The 20,167-nt window shown below is 68.4% G+C and carries 17 protein-coding genes; 12 read left to right on the top strand and 5 right to left on the bottom strand.

Annotation, left to right across the window (positions count from 1 at the left end; genetic code table 11):
* Positions 1-248: 248 nt before the first annotated feature.
* The 6 genes from ACFWJX_RS40105 to ACFWJX_RS40080 all read left to right on the top strand — a co-directional run bounded on the left by ACFWJX_RS40105 (position 249) and on the right by ACFWJX_RS40080 (position 5,050).
* Positions 249-1,064: an alpha/beta fold hydrolase gene (locus ACFWJX_RS40105; protein WP_383251958.1), complete on the top strand. Its 816-nt coding sequence runs from the start codon at positions 249-251 to the stop codon at positions 1,062-1,064.
* Positions 1,065-1,163: 99 nt separating this feature from the next.
* Positions 1,164-1,781 (top strand): NAD(P)H:quinone oxidoreductase, encoded by a 618-nt coding sequence (gene wrbA / locus ACFWJX_RS40100; protein WP_383251956.1) that lies wholly within the window; start codon positions 1,164-1,166, stop codon positions 1,779-1,781.
* A gap of 120 nt (positions 1,782-1,901) precedes the next feature.
* Positions 1,902-2,348, top strand: coding sequence for a hypothetical protein (locus tag ACFWJX_RS40095; protein WP_383251954.1), 447 nt, complete (start codon positions 1,902-1,904; stop codon positions 2,346-2,348).
* A gap of 404 nt (positions 2,349-2,752) precedes the next feature.
* Positions 2,753-2,956, top strand: coding sequence for a hypothetical protein (locus tag ACFWJX_RS40090; protein WP_383251952.1), 204 nt, complete (start codon positions 2,753-2,755; stop codon positions 2,954-2,956).
* 139 nt (positions 2,957-3,095) lie between these two features.
* Positions 3,096-3,425 (top strand): DUF485 domain-containing protein, encoded by a 330-nt coding sequence (locus ACFWJX_RS40085; RefSeq protein WP_383251950.1) that lies wholly within the window; start codon positions 3,096-3,098, stop codon positions 3,423-3,425.
* On the top strand, positions 3,422-5,050 hold the full coding sequence (locus tag ACFWJX_RS40080) for a transporter (RefSeq protein WP_383251948.1): 1,629 nt from the start codon (positions 3,422-3,424) through the stop codon (positions 5,048-5,050). The genes ACFWJX_RS40085 and ACFWJX_RS40080 overlap by 4 nt, the downstream gene beginning before the upstream one ends.
* Here ACFWJX_RS40080 and ACFWJX_RS40075 read toward each other — a convergent pair.
* The 4 genes from ACFWJX_RS40075 to ACFWJX_RS40060 all read right to left on the bottom strand — a co-directional run bounded on the left by ACFWJX_RS40075 (position 5,044) and on the right by ACFWJX_RS40060 (position 8,920).
* Complete coding sequence (locus ACFWJX_RS40075) at positions 5,044-5,355, bottom strand: hypothetical protein (RefSeq protein WP_383251946.1); 312 nt, start codon at positions 5,353-5,355, stop codon at positions 5,044-5,046. The genes ACFWJX_RS40080 and ACFWJX_RS40075 overlap by 7 nt on opposite strands.
* A gap of 500 nt (positions 5,356-5,855) precedes the next feature.
* Positions 5,856-6,899 (bottom strand): porin PorA family protein, encoded by a 1,044-nt coding sequence (locus ACFWJX_RS40070; RefSeq protein ID WP_383251944.1) that lies wholly within the window; start codon positions 6,897-6,899, stop codon positions 5,856-5,858.
* A 246-nt stretch (positions 6,900-7,145) separates the two neighbouring features.
* Positions 7,146-8,489, bottom strand: coding sequence for an FAD-binding oxidoreductase (locus ACFWJX_RS40065; RefSeq protein WP_383251943.1), 1,344 nt, complete (start codon positions 8,487-8,489; stop codon positions 7,146-7,148).
* A 47-nt stretch (positions 8,490-8,536) separates the two neighbouring features.
* Positions 8,537-8,920, bottom strand: coding sequence for a nuclear transport factor 2 family protein (locus ACFWJX_RS40060; RefSeq protein WP_383251941.1), 384 nt, complete (start codon positions 8,918-8,920; stop codon positions 8,537-8,539).
* Between the two features lie 898 nt (positions 8,921-9,818).
* Between ACFWJX_RS40060 and icmF the strand changes: the two genes are divergently transcribed.
* Together icmF and ACFWJX_RS40050 are read left to right on the top strand one after the other, a co-directional pair.
* Positions 9,819-13,049: a fused isobutyryl-CoA mutase/GTPase IcmF gene (gene icmF / locus ACFWJX_RS40055; protein WP_383251939.1), complete on the top strand. Its 3,231-nt coding sequence runs from the start codon at positions 9,819-9,821 to the stop codon at positions 13,047-13,049.
* Positions 13,050-13,098: 49 nt separating this feature from the next.
* Positions 13,099-13,959 carry a 3-hydroxybutyryl-CoA dehydrogenase gene (locus ACFWJX_RS40050; RefSeq protein ID WP_383251937.1) on the top strand — a complete coding sequence of 287 codons (861 nt, stop codon included), beginning with the start codon at positions 13,099-13,101 and terminating at the stop codon, positions 13,957-13,959.
* A gap of 506 nt (positions 13,960-14,465) precedes the next feature.
* Here ACFWJX_RS40050 and ACFWJX_RS40045 read toward each other — a convergent pair.
* Positions 14,466-15,278 (bottom strand): IclR family transcriptional regulator, encoded by an 813-nt coding sequence (locus ACFWJX_RS40045; protein ID WP_383251934.1) that lies wholly within the window; start codon positions 15,276-15,278, stop codon positions 14,466-14,468.
* A gap of 239 nt (positions 15,279-15,517) precedes the next feature.
* Between ACFWJX_RS40045 and ACFWJX_RS40040 the strand changes: the two genes are divergently transcribed.
* The 4 genes from ACFWJX_RS40040 to ACFWJX_RS40025 all read left to right on the top strand — a co-directional run bounded on the left by ACFWJX_RS40040 (position 15,518) and on the right by ACFWJX_RS40025 (position 20,141).
* Positions 15,518-16,516: a MaoC family dehydratase gene (locus ACFWJX_RS40040; RefSeq protein WP_383251932.1), complete on the top strand. Its 999-nt coding sequence runs from the start codon at positions 15,518-15,520 to the stop codon at positions 16,514-16,516.
* A gap of 47 nt (positions 16,517-16,563) precedes the next feature.
* Complete coding sequence (locus ACFWJX_RS40035) at positions 16,564-17,481, top strand: HpcH/HpaI aldolase/citrate lyase family protein (RefSeq protein ID WP_383251964.1); 918 nt, start codon at positions 16,564-16,566, stop codon at positions 17,479-17,481.
* Positions 17,482-17,571: 90 nt separating this feature from the next.
* Positions 17,572-18,993 (top strand): aldehyde dehydrogenase family protein, encoded by a 1,422-nt coding sequence (locus ACFWJX_RS40030; protein WP_383251930.1) that lies wholly within the window; start codon positions 17,572-17,574, stop codon positions 18,991-18,993.
* Positions 18,990-20,141, top strand: a complete 1,152-nt coding sequence (locus ACFWJX_RS40025) for an acyl-CoA dehydrogenase family protein (protein WP_383251928.1) — start codon at positions 18,990-18,992, stop codon at positions 20,139-20,141. Before ACFWJX_RS40030 ends, ACFWJX_RS40025 begins: the two co-directional genes overlap by 4 nt.
* Positions 20,142-20,167: the final 26 nt, after the last annotated feature.

Genomic DNA, 20,167 nt, shown 5'->3' with positions numbered 1-20,167 from the left:
AGGCGATCCCCGCTGCCGAGACCGTCGTCGACCTGCCGGTCGTCACCGCCTCCACCGCCACCTCCTGGCAGCTGCTGTCCTCACTCGGCGCCTACGTCCCGGTCGCCAACTCGGGCGCGCTGTTCCGGGGTTGAGCCGTGGAGCGGCGGAGGGGTGGGAAGCTACCCGCCCGTTCTCGGGTTGCCCCTCCGTCACCACGCCCCCGCAATCCCTTTCTCTGCCGTACTCGTCGGAGGCGAGGCCTCACCATGACTGATTCCATCCCCTCCCCCTCTTCCCGCACTGTCGAGCTGCGTGACGGGTTGAGCATCACCGTGACCGAGCAGGGTGACGCCGATGCCGCGGGCGGCAAAGGCATTCTGCTCCTGCACGGTGGCGGCGGACCGTTCACGGTCGCCGGACTGGCGACCGCGCTGGCGGACCGTACCTATGTGATCACTCCGACGCATCCCGGTTTCGACGGCGAGCCCCGACCCGAGTGGTTCGACGACCACACCGACCTCGCCCTGGCGTACCTCGATCTCCTCGACGCCCTCCAACTGCGGGATGTCGTGGTCGTCGGAAGCTCGATGGGCGGCTGGGTCGCCGCGGAGATGGCGCTGCATGACACGCGGGGCAGGCTGGGCGGGCTGGTCCTGATGAACGCGGTCGGCATCGACACCGACGGCCGCGCGAAGATCGTCGACATCAGGGAACTCACCCCTGGCGAGATCGGCCCTCTCGCCTTCCACGATCCGGCCGTGCTGCCCGACCCCGCCACGCTGAGCGAGGAGCAGCTGGTCACGGTCGCCGCCAACCAGATCGCGCTGGAGATCTACGGCGGCGAGCGGTTCAACCATGACCCGAAGCTGCGCCGCCGACTGCACCGCGTCGCTCTCCCCGCGCTCGTCGTGTGGGGCGAGGAGGACGGCATCCTGCCGACCGAGTACGGACGCTTCTATGCCGACTCGATCCCCCATGCCCGGTTCCGCACCGTCGCCCAGGCCGGCCACCTGCCCCACCTCGAGCAGCCCGAGGTCACCGTGGCGGCCATCGAGGAGTTCCTCGACGACAGGGCGGTGTAGCGCCGGAAGGCGCTTAACTCCGACCTCATAGATGATGCATCAATCTGAACGAGGCCGAGACTTTCCCCAACGCCCCTCATCTCCACCGGAGTTCAGCCCATGTCCACCCAAGTCAAACTCGCCGTCATCTACTACTCGTCGACCGGCTTCAGCGCCCAGATCGCCCACGAGATCAGCGACACCGCCGTCAAGGAGGGCGTGGAGGTACGCCTGCTCCGGGCCCCCGAGCTGGCCCCGGAGGCGGCCATCGCCGCCAACGACGCCTGGGCCGCCCACGCCGCCGCCACCGCCCACATCCCCGTGGCCGGCCCGGACGACGTCGAGTGGGCCGACGCGGTGATCTTCGGTACGCCCACCCGATTCGGGAACGTCTCCGCGCAGCTGAAGCAGTTCATCGACACGCTCGGCGGCCTGTGGGCGCAGGGCAAGCTGGCCAACAAGGTCTACAGCGGCTTCGTCACCACGGCCACCGCGCACGGCGGCCAGGAGTCGACGCTCCTCGCGCTGTACAACTCCATCCACCACTTCGGCGGCGTCATCGTCTCCCCCGGCTACACCGACCCGGTGAAGTTCGTGGACGGCAACCCCTACGGCACCTCGCACATCGACGGCCAGGGCCAGAACGCCATCGGCGACCAGACGCGCAACGCGGCCCGCCACCAGGCGCTCCGCGTGATCCAGCTCACGGCCGCCCTCAAGGCGGGCCTGTCCGGCTGACCTGGCCACGGGGCTGCGACTGTTCGTCCGAGTCGCCCACGAGGACCGGCGATCGGCAGGTTCCTCGTCCGCTACGCCCTCACCGACAAACATCTGCGGACGCTGCTGAGCGGCCCGCCCATGAAGGACCTCTCCGGGTGCGTGCGTCAGACGACTGCGCAGCCTGCGCGCTTTTTCCGCCCCACGGCCAAAGCGATCAAGCTCGCCCATCCCATCTTCCGCATGCCCAACCTGGAGGCAGAAACCTCCCTTCGCGATTTCGGCCTCATCGCCGCGGAACGCGGCCGGCAGCGAATCCTGGTCCGCGCCGCGCTACCGCGTCCGCAGGGCGCGAGCAGCGCCTCCTCAGGTCGCACTCCTCGTCGACAGCCTGCCTGGCTGAAGGCACTCAGCGCGCTCCCGGGGCGTGGGCCGATGACGCTGAACGTCGAGGGCCAGCGTCCCCGCGCCAACGCCGGTCAGCGGCCCGCGATGGAGTCCCCACACATCCTCGAACTCGGCCGTGTCGTCCGTGATTCGCCGATTGCCACAAGACGATCGGCTGGTGCACCGAGCACGTCGGGCTGATCCCCAGCGATGTGCAGCTCCGGCCGGACGGCCCCCCTCGTCGCCTTCATGCGGCTGAACCTCGGCGACACCCCTGCCGACCGCTACACACCGCCGCTGCCGGGGGTTGTGGCCCAAAATCAGCCTCAAGGCGGCGCGCCTCGCCTGGCACTGCCGACGTCATACCCCGAAGTGCCAGTCGGCGAACTCCGGTCGATGGCCACCCCTGATCTCCGCATCCCGTGCCCGATGCGCTGAGAGGGGAAAGACATGGCAACCGCCGTGGTGCACTACGCCACCGGCGGTCCAGTGCGCTGGGGCCTACTGCGCGACGGCAAGATCACCCGGTTCCCGGCGAGTTCGGAACGACGGGTGAGCTCGTCGAGGGCACGACCGGCGCCGAACCGGTCGCACTGGACGGTGAGATGGTCGACGTCGACGACGTCCAGCCGCCATCGCCCTCGACCCGCCGCCAGCAGTTCGTCTGCCAGGAAGCCGCCCCGGAACGCATCGTCGGCACGATGCCCGTCGAGGACAACACCCAGGTCCACGGCCTTCTCTGCTCGGCCCGCCTGACCTGCATGGTCCGGGCGTCCGTTCCCAACAGGCCCGAAGGCACGGTTGGCTGACGACTCCCCATGACAGCGTCGAACCCATGGTCACATACGTTGACAAGTCATCGATCAGTGTGACCCTCACGATCACCGCAGGCTGGGCCGTCCCCGCCCAGCCCTTCCTCGGTCATCCACCCTCGCCCCGGAGGTTCCCTTGCACCCCTTTTTCACCCCGGCCCCGCCCAATCGCCCACCGGCGCCACCCCCCTCGTACGATGCGCTCCGTAAGCAACGCACCGAAGCCCTGCGCGCGGCCACGCATCGTGCCCAGCGCTCCTTCCTCATCGTCAACGCGCTCCCTTTCGTCACCGGGATCGTGCTGTCCTGCTTCACCGACGTCCCCGCGGTCTCCGTGCACGGGCACCTGACCCTGGGCCTGGTGTGGGGCGTCCTGCAATGCGTCCTGTTCGTCGCCAGCGCCTGGCGGTACGAGACGCGGTCCACGCGGTCTGGTGATCCCATCGAGGAGATCCTGGCACGATGACCCTGCACCTCTTGAGCTCGGGCGTCCTCGACCCCATCGGCTCGGACGCCAGACGCCCCGTGCTCCTTGCCTTCATGGTCTTCATCGGTATATCCATGCTGTGGCTCTTCACCCTCGCCACGGCGGAGGAGGACCACCCGGAGAGGCTCTACCTGGCCGACCGGTCCCTCTCCCCGGTCCTCAACGGCTTCGCCATGGCGGGCGAGCAGATCTCGGTCCTCACCCTGTTGGCGGCTTCCGGGGTGGTCGCCCTGTTCGGCTACGACGGATTCACCTTCGCCATCGACAGCCTCATCACGCTGGGCGTCCTTCTGGTCCTGGCTCAGAAAATACGCAACAGCGGCCGCTACACACTCGGGGGCCTTTTCTCCTTGCGTGCCGCGGGGCCGGGGCCGCGTATCGCCGCGGCTCTGGTGACGATGACCATCACGATTCCCATCCTCATGGTCCAGCTCCGCGCCGCCGGCATCAGCGCGGCCCTCCTGATCGGCATGCCGACCGATGGGGCCCAGATCCTCTGCACGATCCTGATGGGCTGCCTCGTCGCGTGCTTCGCCGCGGTGGCGGGCCTGAAGGGCACCACCCTCATGCACGTCGTCAAGGTGCCGCTCACCCTGGTCACCCTCGCGGTGGTCACGGTGCTGGCACTCAGGAAGTTCTCGTGGAACCCCGGGGACCTGCTCTCGGCCGCCGCGGCGAACAGCGTGGCACCGGACGACTACCTAAGCCCCGGCATGTGGCCGTACACGGCGAGCCTCGGCTCGCTGAACACCTTCGGCAACCACATCGTCGTCATCCTCGGTACGGCCGTGATGCCGCACCTGATCCTGCGGGTCAGCGCCGCCCGGACGGGGCGCGCGGCGCGGCGGTCCATGAGCATCGCCACCGTACTCGTCGGAGTTTTCGTCGTCCTCCTGGTCGCGACGGGTTTCGGAGCCGCGGCCGTGGTGGGCGGTGCCGAGATCGGCGCCTTCGACGCCACAGGGCAGTCGTCCCCCATCCTGCTGGCCGCCGGCGTCCTCGGTGACGGTGCGGCCCGCGTCGCGCTCATCACCGTGGTGGCCTGTGTCGTGTTCGCCGCCGTCCTCACCACGGTGACCAGCGTGACCTTCGCCGCCGCAGTCTCCTTCGCGCACGACGTGTTCGCGCGCGGCAAGCGGCCTCGTACCGAAAGCGGAGAAGTGCGGGCACTGCGTGTGGCCGCAGTCCTGATGTGCGCCGTGGGGCTGTCGCTGGCCGCCTCCACGCACCGCTATCCGACCGAGTTCCTCGCGACGTTCTCGATCTGCGTCGCCGCGTCGTGCATCTTCCCCGCGCTGATCTACTCGTTCTTCTGGCACGGCTTCAACCGCAGCGGCCTGCTGTGGTCGGTCTACGGCGGGCTGGTGCTCAGCGTGGTCCTGACGATCCTCTCCCCCACCGTCTCGGGCAGTGAGTTCGCGCTGTGGCCGGACGCGAACTTCGATCTGTATCCGTTCCAGACCCCGGGCCTGGTCTCGGTGCCCGCCGCGTTCCTCCTCGGCTGGCTCGGCAGCATCGCCTCTAAGGAGCGCTCGCCGTCCGATTTCCGGCAGATCGAGCAGAGTCTTCTGACGGATCGGGAAGTCGGGCCCAGGATCTACTGACACCGAAGGGGACGCCGTCTTGTGCGGACGGCGTCCCCTTCGGCGTTCTCGGTCAGTCCCGGTGAGCTCGGGGTTAGCTTGTCGACGAAGGGCTTGACGCCTTCACAGAAGACGGCGGTGCCGAACATCAGCAGGTAGACGCTCGTTCGGAACGCGAGCCCCGCGTCCAGCAAGGCGTCGAGCCCCTGCCGTACGACCTCCTTGATCTGCCGGACCGTCGGCGGCGCGTTGTCGGCCACCACTTCGGCGAGCTTCAACGCCCGTGGCAGCGCCTCGCCTTCGACCACCTCGGACGCCAGCCCCATCGGCTTGCCGGGCTGGCAGGAGCGCCTCCCTGATGGAACGTCGTCGGCCGTGCTCGATCGCCCCCACCCTCCAGGGCATCGGCGACCGGTGGAGCTCGCTGGTCTCCTGCGCTCCGGCCGACACGGCATCAAGCGGTTCGACGACTTCCACATCGACCTGGGCATCGCCGAGTGCATCCTGCCCCAGCGGCTCGGCCGGCTGATCGAGTTCGGCGTGCTCACCCGGCGCGGCTACAGGTCAACCCGCCGCGGCACGAGTACGTGTTCACCCCGAGAAGGGGCTCGCGCTCTGCCCGAGCTACCTGGTGTTGCTCGTGTGGGGCCACCGGTGGCTGCCGTCCTGCGACGGTCCCCATGGTGCTGGAGCACGAGTCGTGCGGCCACAGCGTGGAGCCGGTGCTCGTGTACGCCGCCCGCCAGGGGCCTGTCTCCACCAACACGGTCGCCGGAAGGGGCGGTACGCACAGCGCGTACCGCCCCTTGGCACCCCGGCCGATGGCTCAGCCGGCCGCGGTTTCCGCGGACTCCTTCGCCACGGTGTCCGGGACGGCGGTCCGCCGACGCCTGCGCAGCACGGCGATCGTGAGCAGCAGCAGGCCCACGCCGAGCAGCGCCAGCGGGGTGACGGTCCTGAGCACCAGGAGCTGGGTTCCGACGGAGCTCGCCTTGTCGGCGAGGTCCCGCTGCGAGGCCGGGGTGGCGGACGCGTCGAGGGCGAACACCGGCAGGAGCGGGGTCGGCTTTGCCGTGACTGTCGCGTTGGCTGTCAGTTGCTGGCGGAACCGTGCGTCGATCACGATGCCGCTCTTGCTGTCCACAGACATGTCGATCGTCGTGCTGGCCGTGTAGAACAACGGGAGCGGGTCCGGCAGGGTGGCCGAGTTGCGACGGATCTGCGCAGCGGAGGCTGGGGGGAGCAGCGGCAGGAGCGAAACGGCCACGGACTTGGGGAGGGCGGGCGGCAAGGTGTCGAGCGTGGCCCTCTCCTGGAGTGCTCCGGTGACCGTCATCCGGTAGTTGTTGACGTCGTGCCCGCGCACGTGCTCCTTGCCCTTGAAGTCCACCCGTGCCGTCGACTGGGTCATGGGCTCGAAGTACAGGTAACTGTCGTCGGCCTTGGGTGCGGTCGGGAAAGACACGGTCAGGCCCTTGGCCGGCTGTATGCCCGCCCAGTCGGCTGGTGCGCTGGTGGCTTGCAGGCTGCCTCGGTCCACGGCGTACTTGTAGGAACTCGGCAGCTTGGTGCCGCCGGCGTGCACGGTGGTGTCGTCGGCGACCAGGGCCTTGTCCCCCTTGGTCTGCACGACGTGGACCCGTCGGTACACGGTGGCCGGCACGTCGGATGCGAGCGCGTGTTCGGCGTCCCCCGCGGCGAGGGCCTTGTTGTCGAGCAGGGTCGCGGTACCGGTGTACTTCATGGTGGCGTCGGTGTCGCCGGGCAGCCGGGTCGCCCAGGGGGCGATGACCGGTCGGACCGTCGCGGCGAGGGCGATCAGTACGACTCCGAGGACGCCGTACAGGATCGATGAGCGGCGAAATGCCACGGGGTACCTCCTTGATGGGGGCATGCACCGCCATATCTGATGGCCGGGGCGGCCTGTGGCGGTGCTGAGCGGGTGAACCAGTGAGCGGACAGGGCTCAGCCCTCGGGCACGAGTGGGGCAACTCGTCGCGATGTCGAACGTGTCTTATCCGCGGGGATGTTGAGTGATACCGGAGTGATGAGCGTCAGGTCGACAGCGGCATGCGGAGAGGGACGTCGCGGCGAACTTGGTGAGCGTACGCTCAGCTCAGAGCCGGCCCATCCAGGCCTGGAAGCGTCCATGCGGGTCGTACGCGGCGCGCACGCTGTCGAGGCGAGCCATGGCGGTGTCGGCGGCGAACCTGGCGGGGCGCTGGCCGAGGTTCTCATCGGCGAGTTGGGTGCCGCTCGCCAAGGGTTCCATGGCGACCATGTTGGAGCGGGCCCAGTCGGCGTACTTGTCGTCGTCGGCGGGGTCCTGCCAGCTGGAGTAGAGGGTGAGGAAGACGTCGTCCTCCAGGCTGAAGGCCATGTCCGGGCGGGACGGCACGGCTCCCCAGTTCACCAGCTGGAGCTGGGCGGGGTAGGGCGGCATGGTGTCGATGGCGCGGCGGATGCCGGGCAGCAGGTCCGCGGCCGATGCCGATGACCACATATTGTCGGTGGCGTAGCGATAGCCGGCGGGGCAGTTGCTCATCACCTCCTCGTACAAGGTGGCTAGCGTCTTGGGTACGTAGGGAGCCCGCACAAGGGCCTGGGTGACGACCGGGCAGGTGTCGAGCAGGGCCAGGGCCTTGAATGCCTCGTCCTCGGTGTCGGCGAAGACTGGTGCGACGACGACGACCGCGGGCTGGTCCAGGCCGATGTCGGGCACGGTGCGGGAAACGACGAGTTGCATCTCGACCCGCCGGTCGACCTTGGCGCCGATCCGTCGAGCCCAGGTGAACACCTCGTCCAGCACCTCAATGGGGTAGACGTACAGGCCGGCCGCGCACACCGCCGGACGCGGGTGGAGCGCCAGGTGGAAGGCGGTGACCACACCGCAGAAGCCCGGGCCCGAGCCGCGGGCGGCCCAGTACAGGTCGGGATGGTGCTCGGCGTCGCAGTGCAGATGCCGACCGTCGGCGGTGACGACGTCGACGGCGAGGACGCTTTCGCAGGCCGGTCCGAGCCGCCGGCTGTTCCACCCGTAGCCGCCCTGGAGGAGATATCCGCCCAGGGCCACGCCGGTGCAGTGCCCGGTGGGGAAGAACAGTCCTTCGGAGTCGAGTTCGGCGGCCAGGGCACTGCCCTCCTTGCCGGGCCCGACGACCGCGGTCATCCGGTCGGCGTCGATGGCGCAGTGGTCGAGTCGGCCGACGTCGAGCAGCAGTCCGCTGTCGCGGAGGTGGTTCGCGTGCCAGCTGCGTCCGCCCGAACAGACTGTGACGCGCAGGCCGTCCGCACCCGCGTAGCGCAGGGCGGTGGCCACATCCTCGGAGTCGCGAGCTTGCACGATCACGTCGGGATACCGCGGCGGGACCCGGCCGTTCCACACCGTGGCCCGCCGGGCCGCTTCATAGCCGTCCTCGCCGCGCAGGAAGTGCTGCCCGGCCGGGAGTGCCACCATCATCGGAGCTCCTGGTCTCTCGTGTGCCATCACGTTCGGTCGGACAGGGCTCAGGGAGCGAGTGCCGGGTTGATGTCCATGTAGATGCGGTAGTCGTGAACTAGGCCGTCCCGCACCCGGAAGACGTTGCAGCAGGGCAGCGTCAGCTCCCGGCCGTCGCTCCGCCGGTAATGGACGTCGCACGTGACGACGACCGTGCCGGGTTCGGGCTCCCAGAGCGCGTTGATGTCGTGGCGGATCCCGTCGATCGCGCCACCGACGGCCTCCATCGTGCCGACGAGGGCCGCTTTGGTGGACTGCGGCTCGGTACTTCCGAAACGGAAGTACACGTCCTCGGCGACAAGGGTGTCGATCTCGGAGACGAAGTTGCCGTCGTCGATGGCAGTGAAGAGGGAACGGACAGTCTTCGTGGGGGTGCGCTGGATGGCCATCATGATCGACTCCTTTGTCGGGGAGGCTGGGGATGATGCTCAAAGTGGTGGGCGGCGAGCAGAGAACGGGCCGGCGTGGCGGCCGATCAGCCTGCGGGACGGACGAAGATTTTTCTTCTTTGCGCCGGATTACGAGGCAACCCACGAGGTGTGCGCATCACCAAAGCACCCCCTCGTCGACGCGTCAACTAAATCGCAACATTGTTGTTGAACATCGTCACCAATGCACCGGACGGATTGACAGGACGATCACCGCTTCGTGGATGGGGCGCTCGTCAACCCAGCGCGGTTCACCAGAATGCTGATCACTGGACCGGTTGGACATGACGGCCTTCGTCTCTTCGAGAGCATCGCCGCCGTATCTGCGATCAACAGACCCGGGTTCGGGTGTGCCGATGGCACCCGCTTCAATGAGATGCCCGCCGCCTCCAGCGAGGCGTACCTCAGCGAGGGCCAAACCCTGGCCGCTGCCAACAGGCAGGGCATCAGCCCGATCCCCGAGCCAGCCCGTTCATGCGCATGCGCTGCGCGCGGCGTTCGCAGCGCCAACCGGAACCGGCCGAGCTCCCGCCGGACGCGGGAGTCCGCCAGGTGGCGGGCCCCCACTACACGCGGCCGGCATAGGACGCGCCACCCGCATGTCTCACAGAGTTCCAGGAAGGCCTCCCCGAATCGGCCACTGAGGCGCCGTCAACCCGTCAGGCCCTAAGACCGCTTCTGACCAGCAGGAACGAAGGATCCCCACTGGCGGATCAGGACAGGTCCTGTCAACTCAAGGGGTGGGGACAACACATCACCATCTGTGCTTCTGCTCACAGGGCCCGGCTCTCCAGCAATTTACTAGGACGTCCTAGTATCTCTTCAGCCACCATTCCTCGACCCGTCTTGGGAAGGCCTCGCCATGAGCGATCTGCACCATCCCGTCCATCCCGTCCGTCTGGTCACCGCCTCGGCACTGTTCGATGGGCACGACGCCTCGATCAACATCATGCGGCGGATCTTCCAGTCTCAGGGCGCCGAGGTCATCCATCTCGGCCACAACCGTTCCGTGCAGGAAGTGGTGGACGCGGCGCTGGAGGAGGACGCCCACGGCGTCGCGGTCTCCTCCTACCAGGGCGGGCATGTCGAGTACTTCGAGTACCTGGTGCAGTCACTGCGCGCCCAGGGAGCGAAGCACGTCCATGTGGTGGGCGGCGGTGGCGGTGTCATTGTGCCTGAGGAGATCGCCCGGCTGCGTGCGAGCGGGGTGACGATCTTTTCCCCCGAGGACGGCCAGCGGATGGGCCTGGCCGGGATGGTCAACACGGTCGTGCGGGACTGCGACTTCGACCTCTGGGACGGCAAGCCGGCCGATGCGGCCGCCGTATTGGCCGGTGACCGGTTCGCGGTCGCCCGGGCCATCACTGGCGCCGAACTCGGCAAGCTGCCACCGGAGTTCCTCGAGCAGCTGCGTGCCGCGGCGACGGCACGGGTAGTGCCGGTGCTCGGCATCACCGGCACCGGCGGCTCGGGCAAGTCGTCGCTCACCGACGAGTTGGTGCGCCGGTTCCGGGTCGACCAGCAGGACAAGCTGCGGATCGCGGTGATCGCGGCCGACCCGACCCGCCGCCGCGGTGGCGGCGCGTTGCTCGGCGACCGGATCCGGATGAACTCCCTCGACGGGAACCGGGTGTTCTTCCGCAGCCTGGCCACCCGCGGCAGCCGCGAGCTGCCCGAGCACCTTTCCGACGTGATCGATGTCGTGAAGGCCGCCGGATTCGACCTGGTGATCGTGGAGACGCCGGGCATCGGCCAGGGCGACGCGGCGATCGTGCCGTTCGTCGACACCTCGCTGTATGTGATGACGCCGGAGTTCGGCGCCGCCTCGCAGCTGGAGAAGATCGACATGCTCGACTTCGCGGACGTCGTGGCGATCAACAAGTTCGAGCGGCGCGGCGCCAAGGACGCCCTGCGCGACGTGGGCCGCCAACTGGTGCGTAACCGCGAGGCGTTCGGCAAGCGGCCCGAGGACATGCCGGTGTACGGCACCTCCGCGGCCACCTTCAACGACGACGGCGTCACCGCCCTGCACCAGCACCTCACCGCCGTCCTCGCCGAGAAGGGACTCGCGCTGCCCGAGGGCGCCCTGGAGCGGGTCGACGTACGCCATTCCTCCGGCATCCGGCAGGTGGTCCCGCCCGAGCGGGTGCGCTACCTCGCCGAGATCACCGACACCGTCCGTGGCTACCACGCCGAGACCGGCCAACTGGCCGAAGCGGCACGGCGGGTGCAGCGGCTGGAGGCCGTCGAGGAGGAGCTCGTCGACGCCGGATCCGACGCCGAGAACGTGCGGTCACTGCTCGAGGACGCCCGCCGGCAACTGCCGTACGAGATCACGGAGCAGATCGAGAAATGGCCCGCCGTCGTCGCCTCCTACTCCGGCGACGAGCAGGTGGTGAAGGTACGGGACAAGGAGATCCGCACCAAGCTGACCCGTGAGTCCCTGTCCGGCAACAAGATCCCCCGCGTGGCCCTGCCCCGCTTCACCGACCACGGCGAACTGGTCCGGTTCTGGCGCGCGGAGAACCTGCCCGGCCACTTCCCCTTCACGGCCGGGGTGTTCCCCTTCAAGCGCGACGGCGAGGACCCGGCACGGATGTTCGCCGGCGAGGGCGACCCGTTCCGCACCAACCGCCGCTTCAAGCTCCTCTCCGAGGGCCAGCCCGCCACCCGCCTGTCCACCGCCTTCGATTCGGTAACGCTGTACGGCCGCGACCCCGACGAGCGCCCCGACATCTACGGCAAGGTCGGCACCTCCGGCGTCTCGGTGGCCACCCTGGAGGACATGAAGGCGCTCTACGACGGCTTCGACCTCGTCGCGCCGACCACATCGGTGTCGATGACGATCAATGGGCCCGCCCCGGCCGTCCTGGCGTTCTTCCTCAACACGGCCATCGACCAGCAGACCGAACGCTTCCGCGCCACCGAGGGCCGCGACCCCTCGTCCGAGGAGACGGCCCACCTGCGCGCACACGCGCTGGCGAACGTGCGCGGCACCGTGCAGGCCGACATCCTCAAAGAGGATCAGGGCCAGAACACCTGCTTGTTCTCCACCGAGTTCTCCTTGCGGATGATGGCCGACATCCAGGAGTGGTTCATCGCGCAGAAGGTCCGCAACTTCTACTCGGTGTCCATCTCCGGCTACCACATCGCCGAAGCCGGCGCGAACCCCATCAGCCAACTCGCCTTCACCCTGGCCAACGGCTTCACCTACGTCGAGGCCTACCTCGCCCGGGGCATGCCCATCGACGACTTCGCCCCGAACCTGTCGTTCTTCTTCTCCAACGGCATGGACCCCGAATACTCCGTGCTCGGCCGGGTCGCCCGCCGTATCTGGGCGGTGGCGATGAAGGAGAAGTACGGCGCCGGCGAGCGCAGCCAGAAGCTGAAGTACCACGTCCAGACCTCCGGACGCTCCCTGCACGCCCAGGAGATGGACTTCAACGACATCCGCACCACCCTCCAGGCCCTCATCGCCATCTACGACAACTGCAACAGCCTGCACACCAACGCCTACGACGAGGCCGTCACCACCCCCACCGAGGAGTCCGTACGCCGGGCCCTGGCCATCCAGCTGATCATCAACCGGGAGTGGGGCCTGGCGATGAACGAGAACCCCCTCCAGGGATCGTTCATCATCGACGAACTCACCGACCTGGTCGAGGAAGCCGTGCTCCAGGAGTTCGAGCGGATCAGCGAACGCGGCGGTGTGCTCGGCGCGATGGAGACCGGATACCAGCGCGGCCGTATCCAGGACGAGTCGATGCTCTACGAACAGCGCAAGCACGACGGCTCCCTGCCCCTGATCGGCGTCAACACCTTCCGCAACCCCCACGCCGACACCGTCGAGCCCGGCGTCGTCGAACTCGCCCGCGCCACCGAGCAGGAGAAGCACTCCCAATTGGCGCGCGTACAGGATTTCCAAGGCCGCCACCAGGAACCGGCCCACGCCGCGCTGGCCGCCCTCAAAGACGCGGCAGTGGGCGGCGACAACGTCTTCGCCGTCCTCATGGACGCCGCCCGCGTCTGCTCGCTGCAGCAGATCACCGAGGCCTTTTTCGAGGTCGGGGGCCAGTACCGCCGCAACGTCTGACCCGGCCATCGCAAAGAGCACTGCTACCACTCATGAGTGAGGAACTCAGATGGATCACATCACCCGTTTCGGCGTCGTAGGCTGCGGCCTCATGGGCTCCGGCATCGCCGAAGTCGCCGCCCGCCACGGCATCGACGTCCGTGTCGCCGAGGCCACCCCGGACGCCGTCGAAGCCGGCCGCCGCCGCATCACTGCCTCCCTCGACCAAGGCGTACGGCGCCGCAAGCTCACCGAGGAGCAGCGAGACCAGGCTCTGGCCAGATTGTCGTTCACGCGCGACCTCGGCGATCTGGCCGACCGTCAGTTCGTGGTCGAGGCCGTGGCCGAGAACCGCCACATCAAGACCGACGTCCTGCGGGCTCTGGACAAGGCGGTCGAGGATCCCGACGCGATCCTGGCCACCAATACCTCCTCCATCCCCATCGTCGACCTCGCCATCGCCACCGAGCGGCACAGTCAGGTGATCGGCATGCACTTTTTCAACCCCGTCCCCGTGCAGCGACTGGTCGAACTCATCCCTGCCCTCACCACCAGCCCGGAGACCGTGCAGCGCACCCGCGACCTCACGTGGCAGCTCGGCAAGGAGCCCATCCAGGCGCCCGATCGCTCCGGGTTCGTGGTCAACGCCTTGCTGATTCCCTACCTGCTCAGCGCGGTGCGCATGGTGGAGTCCGGCGGTGCACGGCCGGAGGACATCGACCGGGGCATGGAGCTGGGCTGCGCGCACCCCATGGGGCCCCTGCGCCTGCTCGACCTCATCGGCCTCGACACCGCCCAGGCCGTCGCCGAGTCCATGTACGAGGAGTTCAAGGAGCCCTTGTACGCCCCGCCCGCCCTGCTCCGCCGCATGGTCGCCGCCGGCCACCTCGGCCGTAAGAGCGGACGCGGCTTCTACCCTCACGACGCCTGAATGCGGGAGGTCCGACAACGGGCGTGCGCCTCCTGATCGACGAAAACCGAACATGGGGCCGACTGCGTTCAAGAGCCACGAGGCCCTGGCCGGGTGGACCTGTGCCGGTGCCGTGGGGTGGCCCCGCAGCAGGCCGGCGGCAATCCAAGAACGTGGATGTCTCGCTGGGACCGGCCTCACCTGAACGGCATTACCCGTAGGCCGCACGGGCGGTGAGCAGGCCGACGGCCGTGGTTTGATCGGCAACAGTTCGGACCTGTGATGCCGTCCGGGTCAGCACCCCACGTCGCGGTGCGCGTCCGGCCCACCCGGCCGTTCAGGCAACCGCGAAGCAGGCGGCGACACGGGCCATTCGTCAGCACTGGCCACTGTGCCGTCCACTGGCATGACGGACCGGAGGGCGGCACATCCTTGCGTGAAGGAGGCCGCCGGGGGCGGCAAGGCGGGGCATGCCGATCCGGCCTGCCGAACGCCCCCGGAGAGACCGAGGGCGGCGCGGTGGATGACTACGCTCGGCTGAGCAGTTCCTCGCTGATGGCACGCGCCGTTTCACGAACCCATGCCCCCCACTCCGGTACCCGGGCGGGCTCGAAGCGGATGTCGGGCATCGAGATGGCGACGGCGGCGATCGGCCGACCGACAGCATCCGCGACTGCCGCGCCCACCGCGCAGACGTTCGCGCGGTTCTCCGAGATGTTCACCGCATAGCCGCGCTCCCTGGCCTCCAGGATCTGGTGCATCAGGTACTGAGTATCGGTAACGGTATTGGTCATGAACTTCTCGAGGGGGCGCGCCAGGATCTCCTCGACCCGCTCGTGCGGCAACATCGCCAGCACCGCCTTGCCGCTCGAGCTCGAGTGCAGGGCCGTGGTGGCGCCGATGGCGTTGAAGGTTCGGACCGGGTGTATGGAGTCGATACGCTCGACCAGCACGAGCTGAATGTCGCGGTCGAGGACTGAGAAGTGGATGGTCTCGCCAGTCCGTTCCGCGAGTGCTCTCAAGTGCGGCATCGCGACTTCCCGCAGTGTGGCGGTCGGGGCGCTGTGCCGGGCCAGCGCGAGCATCCGCGGGCTGAGCTGCCACCGGGTGACCGGGTCTTTTGAGACCTGAGCCCACCCCTCCTGGGCCAGCGTTCGCAGTAGCCGCTGGACGGTGGACTTCGGAAGGTCGAGCAACCGGGAGAGCTCGCCGACCCCGATCGGCTTCTGTTCCTGGGCCGCCATGGCTTCCAGCACCCGCAGTCCGCGGATCAGCGCCAACGTGCCCGCTTGGGGGCTCGCCTGCTGCTGAAGCCCTGCGGGTTCCTTCATCGTCGTCATCGTCCTGTCCTCGGTGAGCGTCGGCGTCCTGCGCGTACATACCGCTCTGTCAGCGAACGAGCGTACCACTGTGCGGCACACCCTCAGGGCCGCAATCTCTGCCGTATCGATGACAGCCAGCTCATGGGTCGATTTTTTCTTCATGCAGGGGGATTGACACCCGGCCAGTCACCCAGCAGCCTCCCTGTTGTGCCACTGCAAGAAACACTGTGCCATTCAATGAAACAGGAGATCCGACGATGACAGCATCGGATCCGGCAAACTGGCCGCTGATCCCACGCGGCTCCTCGTTCGAAGACCACACCGTCGGCCGGATGTTCGACCATCACTGGGGTCGTACGGTGCACGCGTCGGACAACGTCTTCTTCACGACCCAGATGCTGGCGTTCAACCCGCTGCACTTCAACCGTGAACTCGCCACGGCCGCTGGCCATCCGGACGAGGTCGTCAACCCGCTGCTGGTCTTCGCGATCGTGTTCGGACTCAGTGTCGAAGACCTCAGCGAGGGCGGAGGGCCCTTCCTCGGCGCGAACGACCTTCGCTACCTGCGCGAGATCTACCCTGGTGAGACGCTCTACGCGTCGAGTACTGTCGTTGAGGCGCGCGAGTCAGGGTCGCGACCCGACGCCGGCATCGTCACCTGGCACACCGTGGGCCGGGGCTCCGACGGAAAGCCGGTCATCGAATTCCGGCGGACCAACCTGGTGGCCAGGCGTGTGACCGGCCGCGACCTCGCACCCGTTCCCGACGGCTTCGCCGAGGACTTCCGAGTCGGGGACCGCTTCCGCCACGCCCGCACCCGCACCGTGACCGACATCGACCTCAACGGTTTCACTTTGCTGGTCATGAACACGGCGACCGGGCACTTCAGTGAGCAGGAAATGGAGGACACCCCCTTCGGCGAGCGGATCAACTTCGGCGGCCTCACCCTCGCACTCACCGTCGGACTCGCCACACAGGACACGAGCGGCCAGCTCCTCCGTGAGGAGGGCCTGGACGACATCAGATTCGCCACTCCGGTCCGGCACGGCGACACCATCGGTGCCGCCAGCGAGGTGCTGGCCGTAGAGCCGGACGGAACACAGGCTCGGGTCTCATTCCGTCATTACGGCATCAACCAGCGTGGCGAGATCGTCTGCCAGACCACCCGCACCGTACGGGTCCGCAGCCGCGCCGCTCTGGCGAACCACGCCGGGAACGGCTCCGCCACAACGCCCGCAGCCCCGATCGAAAGGTGAACGACATCGTGAGCTCCACCCGTCCCGCCCGCCCGCGCCGATCCTGCATGGCCGTCCCGGGCAGCAGCGAGAAAATGTTGAAGAAGGCTCAGGGCCTGCCGGCCGACCAGGTGTTCCTCGACCTGGAGGACTCCGTGGCCCCGGTCGCCAAGCCCGCTGCGCGGGCAACCGTGATCGAGGCGCTCAACCACGGTGACTGGTCGGGCAAGACCCGGGTCGTGCGGGTCAACGACGCCGACACGCAGTGGGCCCACGAGGACGTGCTGGAGGTGGTCCGTGGGGCGGGCACCAACCTCGACTGCGTCATGCTGCCCAAGGTCGAGCGGGTCGCCCACATCCACTGGCTCGACGTCCTGCTGACCCAGGTCGAGCGCGAGCTGGGCCTGCCCGAGGGCGGGATCGGCATCGAGGCACAGATCGAGGGCCCCGCCGGGCTGAGCGAGATCGAGGCGATCGCCACGGCCACCCCGCGCACCGAGACACTCATCTTCGGCCCCGGCGACTTCATGGCCGCGATGAAGATGCCGGCCCTGACCATCGGCGCGCCGGGTGCCACGGGCCACGACCCCTTCGACAGCGTCCTGATGACCATCGCCATGACCGCGCGCAAGCACGGCCTGCAAGCGATCGACGGCCCGTATGCCCTGATCAGGGACGTGGACGGCTACCGTGCGTCGGCCGAGCGGGCCTCGGCCTACGGATACGACGGCAAGTGGGTACTGCACCCCGGCCAGCTCGACGCCGCCAACGAGGTGTTCTCACCCACCCAGACCGACTACGACAAAGCCGAGCTGATTCTGGAGGCCTACGCGCACTACACCTCCGACGCGGGCGGCGGCCTGGGCGCGGTCATGCTGGGAGACGAGATGATCGATGAGGCCAGCCGCAAGCTCGCGCTCGTCACGGCCGAGCGTGGCCGACTGCTCGAGATGAGCCGGACCACCCGTTTCCAGCCGAGCGCCTGAGGCGCTTCGTACGGCCCCTCGGATCTCATCCGCTGAGTCGAGCGGCCCGGCGGCCCCCCGCCTCCCTTCCCGTTCAATGAGGAGCGACAGATGACAGCGACGTTCGACCACTGGATCGGCGGGCGCAGCGTGCCGCCACGCCACGGCGAACGGCTGACCACGCACAGCCCCGCCGACGGCACCGAGATCGCGAGCATCGCACTCGGCACGTCCGAGGACGTCACGGAGGCGGTCCGGGCCGCCGTGGGCGCGGCGTCCGGCTGGCGGCGCCGCAAGCCGATCGAGCGCGGCCGGCTGCTGCTGCGGCTCGCGGCGGCCATCCAGGAGCACGCCGAGGAACTGGCAGTGTTGGAGTCCGGGGAGAGCGGCAAGCCCGCGTGGCACGCCCCGATGGAGATCTCCGGCGCGGCCGGCTACTTCGAGTTCTACGGCGGTCTGGTCAATTCGCTGCACGGCGAGACCATCGACCTGGGCCCGGACCACCACTGCTTCACGCGCCGGGAGCCCTTCGGCGTGGTCGGGGTGATCACGCCCTGGAACGCGCCGTTGAACCAGGCAGCCCGCGCGGTGGCTCCGGCGCTGGCCGTGGGCAACACCGTGGTTCTCAAGCCCTCGGAGTTCACCTCCGCCACCAGCCTCGTGCTCGCCCGGCTCGCGACCGAGGCCGGATTCCCCGACGGGGTACTCAACGTCGTCACCGGCGACGGTGCCGGGGCCGGCACGGCTCTCGTCGAGCATCCGGACGTGCGGAAGGTGGCCTTCACGGGGTCGGTGCGGGCAGGCCGGGAGATCGGCCGGATCGCGGCCGACCGGATCATCCCGCTGACCCTCGAACTGGGCGGGAAGTCGGCGAACATCGTTTTTCCGGACGCCGACCTCGAACGCGCGGTCGCCGGCTCGCTCAGCGCGTTCACGCTCAACTCCGGGCAGGTCTGCTCGGCCGGCACCCGCTTGCTCGTCCACCGTTCGATCCACGACGAGTTCGTGCAACAGCTCACCGCCGCCAGCCGTGAACTGACGATCGGCGACAAGGTCGGTCCGCTGACCACCGCCGCGCAGTACGCCAAGGTGCTCGCGTACTTCGACATCGCGCGCAAGGACGGAGCGCAGGCCGTCGTGGGCGGTCAGGCCCTGCCCGAGGCGGAGCGCGGGACGGGCTACTTCGTTCCGCCGACGATCTACACGCAGGTCGACAACCAGATGCGCATCGCGCGCGAGGAGGTCTTCGGACCGGTGGTCGTGGTGATTCCCTTCGACGAGGAGGAGCAAGCCGTGGCGATCGCGAACGACAGCGACTACGGTCTCGCCTCCGGCCTGTGGACGCGGGACGTCTCCCGTGCGTTGCGTGTCGCCGACCAGCTGGAGGCCGGTCAGGTATACGTCAACACCTGGCTCGCGGGCGGCATCGAAACCCCGTTCGGTGGCTACAAGCAGAGCGGCTACGGCCGGGAGAAGGGCGTCGAGGCCCTTCACCACTACACCCAGCTCAAGACTGTGACGGTGGCGCTGTGACTCTACTGACACCGGCTCAGGAGAAGCTCCGGGACGAGGCTCGCGAGTTCACCGCGACCGAACTGCTCCCGGTGGCCAACGAGTTGGATCCCCAGCGGGCCGACCTCCCGAGGTCGATCATCGACCGGATGGGCGAACTCGGCTACTTCGGCATCATGATCGACCGCGAGTACGGCGGCCTGGGCCTGGGGATGACCGAGTACTGCCTGGTCACCGAGGAGCTCGCCCGCGGTTGGATGAGCGCCGCGAGCGTCATCGCCCGCGCCAACGGCGTCGGCAGCGGGCTGGCCGATCCCGAGCGACGCGCGGAGCTCCTGCGCCGCCAGGCAGCCGGCGCCTGGATCTCGGCGGCTGCGTTCAGCGAACCGGAGGCCGGTTCGGACATCGCCGCGGTGTCCTGCCGGGCCGAGAAGCACGGTGACGTCTACCTCCTGAACGGAGAGAAGCGCTGGTGCGGTTTGGCCGAGGCCGCCGACGCCATCATCGTCCTGGCGCGTACCGCGCCGGGACGGCGGAAGGGCCTCGACCTGTTCCTCGTCGAAAAGGAACGCGGCACGTTCCCTGTCGGCATCACCGGCACCCCCATCCCGAAGGTCGGCTACCACGGCATCACCTCCTGGGCGCTGCAGATCACCGACCTCGAGGTCCCCGCGGCCAACTTGCTGGTCGGCGAAGGCGGCGAGACGGGCGACGGCTTCGGGATGTTCGCCAAGGTGATCAACTGGGGCCGGTTGCACACCGCGGCCCGGGCGGTCGGCGCGGCACGCGGGGCGCTGGAGGACGCGACGGCTTACGCCAAGCGCCGGTCCCAGTTCGGCAAACCGATCTCCTCGTTCCAGGGCATCAAATTCCACCTCGCCGACATGGCCACCCAGGTCGCCGCGGCACGCGCGTTCTACCTCGATGCCGCGGCCCGCTTCGACGCCGGTCTGCACTGCCGTCAGGAGTGCTCCATGGCCAAGCTGTTCGCCAGCGAGGCCGCCGAGAAGGTCGCCAGCACGGCCATGCAGGTACTGGGCGGCAACGGCTACACCACCGAATACGCCGTCGAACGGCACTGGCGTGACGCCCGCCTGACCCAGATCTTCGAGGGCACCTCCGAGATCCAGCGCACCATCATCGCCCAGCACGTTCTGCGCGAGGCCTGATCCCACCCCCCCCCAGAAAGGAAACG

This window comes from Streptomyces sp. NPDC058335 (assembly GCF_042723915.1).
In the GTDB taxonomy this organism is placed as follows: Bacteria; Actinomycetota; Actinomycetes; order Streptomycetales; family Streptomycetaceae; genus Streptomyces.
This window is presented reverse-complemented; position numbering and strand designations above follow the sequence as displayed.

Coding starts and splice junctions, on each gene's coding strand:
- ACFWJX_RS40105 (WP_383251958.1), top strand. CDS start 249: ATGACTGATTCCATCCCCTCCCCCTCTTCCCGCACTGTCGAGCTGCGT.
- wrbA (WP_383251956.1), top strand. CDS start 1,164: ATGTCCACCCAAGTCAAACTCGCCGTCATCTACTACTCGTCGACCGGC.
- ACFWJX_RS40095 (WP_383251954.1), top strand. CDS start 1,902: ATGAAGGACCTCTCCGGGTGCGTGCGTCAGACGACTGCGCAGCCTGCG.
- ACFWJX_RS40090 (WP_383251952.1), top strand. CDS start 2,753: ATGGTCGACGTCGACGACGTCCAGCCGCCATCGCCCTCGACCCGCCGC.
- ACFWJX_RS40080 (WP_383251948.1), top strand. CDS start 3,422: ATGACCCTGCACCTCTTGAGCTCGGGCGTCCTCGACCCCATCGGCTCG.
- ACFWJX_RS40075 (WP_383251946.1), bottom strand. CDS start 5,355: ATGGGGCTGGCGTCCGAGGTGGTCGAAGGCGAGGCGCTGCCACGGGCG.
- ACFWJX_RS40065 (WP_383251943.1), bottom strand. CDS start 8,489: ATGATGGTGGCACTCCCGGCCGGGCAGCACTTCCTGCGCGGCGAGGAC.
- ACFWJX_RS40060 (WP_383251941.1), bottom strand. CDS start 8,920: ATGATGGCCATCCAGCGCACCCCCACGAAGACTGTCCGTTCCCTCTTC.
- icmF (WP_383251939.1), top strand. CDS start 9,819: ATGAGCGATCTGCACCATCCCGTCCATCCCGTCCGTCTGGTCACCGCC.
- ACFWJX_RS40050 (WP_383251937.1), top strand. CDS start 13,099: ATGGATCACATCACCCGTTTCGGCGTCGTAGGCTGCGGCCTCATGGGC.
- ACFWJX_RS40045 (WP_383251934.1), bottom strand. CDS start 15,278: ATGACGACGATGAAGGAACCCGCAGGGCTTCAGCAGCAGGCGAGCCCC.
- ACFWJX_RS40040 (WP_383251932.1), top strand. CDS start 15,518: ATGACAGCATCGGATCCGGCAAACTGGCCGCTGATCCCACGCGGCTCC.
- ACFWJX_RS40035 (WP_383251964.1), top strand. CDS start 16,564: ATGGCCGTCCCGGGCAGCAGCGAGAAAATGTTGAAGAAGGCTCAGGGC.
- ACFWJX_RS40030 (WP_383251930.1), top strand. CDS start 17,572: ATGACAGCGACGTTCGACCACTGGATCGGCGGGCGCAGCGTGCCGCCA.